Source organism: Brevundimonas sp. (genome assembly GCF_023259385.1).
Taxonomy (GTDB): Bacteria; Pseudomonadota; Alphaproteobacteria; order Caulobacterales; family Caulobacteraceae; genus Brevundimonas.
On record NZ_JAHFPF010000335.1, the window covers coordinates 1 to 2888 of the forward strand.

The following is a 2888-nucleotide window of genomic DNA, read 5'->3' on the forward strand; positions in this document are numbered from 1 at the left end:
ACGCCGCGCGACGTCGGGCTGGAGTAGGGATCAGCGCGGGGATCGGTTCCCGCGATCCCGGGGCAGGTGAAGGCGGACTTGGGCGACGCCGGGCACGCCTTCCCGTTCCGCCGCCTTCAGCAGGCCGTCGATCCCCTCGGCGCCCAGGTCGCACAGGACCACGCGCCGACCGCCGACGCGCAGGCCCAGACGCGTGCCGCGCGGCTCCAGCCCGGTGATCTCGGTCCATGCGAAGGCGCGGGGCGGGAGCAGCAGCCTGGTCTGTTCGATCCCCTTGCGGTTCCAGCGGATCCGCTCGCGCGCGCCGGCCGCAAAGAGGTAGAGGCCCGTCGCGACCAAGGCGGCCACAAGACCGAGCCAAGGCCAGAGCTGGCCGGGCCGCTCATGGGCGCGGGCCAGGAACCCCAGTCCGCCGAAGATCAGGCCTGCCGCGAGGGCGAACAGGCCGGAACTCACCTGCATGCCTGTGCTGCGAACCGTCTGCCGGGCGCGGGGTGGAACCAGCCGGTCGGCCAGCAACGCCGCGCCGAAGAAGAGTCCGGCCACCAGGCCGACGACGGCGGCGATCACCAGCGGCGCCGCCAGCCAGCGCATCACGCCGCCGCGGTCCGCGCCATGGCGTTGGGATCATAGTTGAGGATCGGCGAGAGCCAGCGTTCGGCGGTCGCCACGTCCCAGCCCTTGCGGCGGGCGTAGTCCTCGATCTGGTCGCGGTCGATCTTGCCGACGCCGAAGTAGTGGCTCTCGGCATGGCCGAAATAGAGACCGGACACCGAAGCGGGCGGCGTCATGGCGAAGCTCTCGGTCAGCTGCATTCCCGCGTTGGTTTCCGCCTGCAACAGGCTGAACAGCGTCGCCTTTTCGGTGTGATCAGGCTGGGCCGGATAGCCGGGGGCGGGGCGGATGCCCTGGTAGGTCTCGGCGATCAGGTCATCGACGCTGGTCTGCTCGTCCGGAACGTAACCCCACAGCTGGGTGCGCACTTCCTTGTGCAGCCGTTCGGCGAAGGCCTCGGCCAGGCGGTCGGCCAGGGCCGTGGCCATGATGGCCGAATAGTCGTCGCCCCTGGCCTTGAACTCCGCGGCCTTCTCCAGCTCGCCATGGCCCGCCGTGACGGCGAAGGCGCCGAGGAAATCCTCGCCGTCCTCGGCCACGAAGTCGGACAGGCACAGATTCGGCTTGCCGTTGGTCTTGGCGATCTGCTGGCGCAGGCCGTGGAAGCGGGCGGCCTCGACGGTGCGGCTATCGTCGGTCCAGACCACGATGTCGTCGCCGCGCGCATTGGCGGGCCAGAAGCCGACCACGCCCCTGGCGGTGAACCACTTCTCCTGGACGATGCGCTTCAGCATCGCCTGGGCGTCCTTGAAGAGGTCCTTGGCCGCCTCGCCGACGATCTCGTCCTCCAGGATCAGCGGATAGCGGCCGATCAGCTCCCAGCTGGCGAAGAAGGGCGTCCAGTCGATGTGGTCGGCGAGGTCCTGCAGGTCCCAGCTGTCGAAGGCGCGCACGCCGAGGAAGGACGGGCGCGAGGGCAGGGGCGTCGTCGGCTGGGGCCGGAAACGGTTGGCGCGGGCGGTGGGCAGGGCGGCGCGCGCCTTGACCTCCTGGCCGCGGGCGAACTGCTCCCGGATACGGATGTATTCGTCGCGGGTGGCGGCCTCGTTCTTCGCCTTATCGGTCGGCGAGAGCAGGCCCGCGACCACGCCGACGGCACGCGAAGCGTCGATGACATAGGTGGTCGAGCCGCGATGATAGGCCGGCTCGATCTTCACCGCCGTATGAGTCCGGCTGGTCGTCGCGCCGCCGATCAGCAGCGGGATCGACAGGCCGCGCCGCTCCATTTCCGAGGCGACGAAGACCATCTCGTCGAGGCTCGGCGTGATCAGGCCCGACAGGCCGACGATGTCACAGTTGTTGGCCACCGCCTCGTCGAGGATGCGGTCGGCCGGGACCATGACGCCCAGGTCGATGACCTCATAGTTGTTACACTGCAGGACGACGCCGACGATGTTCTTGCCGATGTCGTGGACGTCGCCCTTGACCGTCGCCATCAGGATGCGGCCCGCCTGCTGGCGGGGCTTGCCGGTCTTTTCGGCCTCCATAAAGGGTTCCAGCCAGGCCACGGCCTGCTTCATCACCCGGGCCGACTTCACCACCTGCGGCAGGAACATCTTGCCCGCGCCGAACAGGTCGCCGACCACGTTCATCCCGTCCATCAGCGGACCTTCGATGACGTGCAGGGGGCGTTCGACGCTAAGGCGCGCCTCCTCGGTGTCGGCCTCGATGAACTCGGTGATGCCGTGGACCAGGGCGTGGGCGATGCGTTGGCCGACGGGCTGCTCGCGCCATTTCAGGTCGACGACGCGCGCCGCGCCCTTCTCGCCCTTGTAGTTGGGCGCCATGTCCACCAGCCGCTCGGTGTTGGACACATTGGTCCGCTGCGGCCGGTTCAGGATCACGTCCTCGACCGCCTCGCGCAGGGCGGCGTCGATGTCGTCGTAGACCGGCAGGTCGCCGGCGTTGACGATGCCCATATCCATGCCCGCCGCGATGGCGTGGTAGAGGAAGACCGAGTGGATCGCCCGGCGCACCGGCTCATTGCCGCGGAAGCTGAACGAGACGTTCGACACCCCGCCGGACACCCGCGCATAGGGCAGGGTGGCCTTGATGACCTTCGTCGCCTCGATGAAGTCGACGGCGTAGTTGTCGTGCTCCTCGATCCCGGTCGCCACGGCGAAGATGTTGGGGTCGAAGATGATGTCCTCGGGCGGGAAGCCGACCTCGTCCACCAGAATACGGTAGGCGCGGGTGCAGATCTCGATCTTGCGCGCGGCGGTGTCGGCCTGGCCGACCTCATCGAAGGCCATGACCACCACGGCGGCGCCGTA

The 2888-nt window shown here is 68.7% G+C and carries 2 protein-coding genes; both read right to left on the reverse strand.

All coding sequences use genetic code 11. The features are described 5' to 3' along the window. Positions 1-30: 30 nt before the first annotated feature. Positions 31-597, reverse strand: coding sequence for a hypothetical protein (locus Q0C81_RS17825; protein ID WP_291841119.1), 567 nt, complete (start codon positions 595-597; stop codon positions 31-33). Beyond that, positions 594-2888, reverse strand: a 2295-nt coding sequence (locus Q0C81_RS17830) for a vitamin B12 dependent-methionine synthase activation domain-containing protein (RefSeq protein WP_291841122.1), incomplete at its 5' end; no start/stop codon positions are given. The genes Q0C81_RS17825 and Q0C81_RS17830, both read right to left, overlap by 4 nt.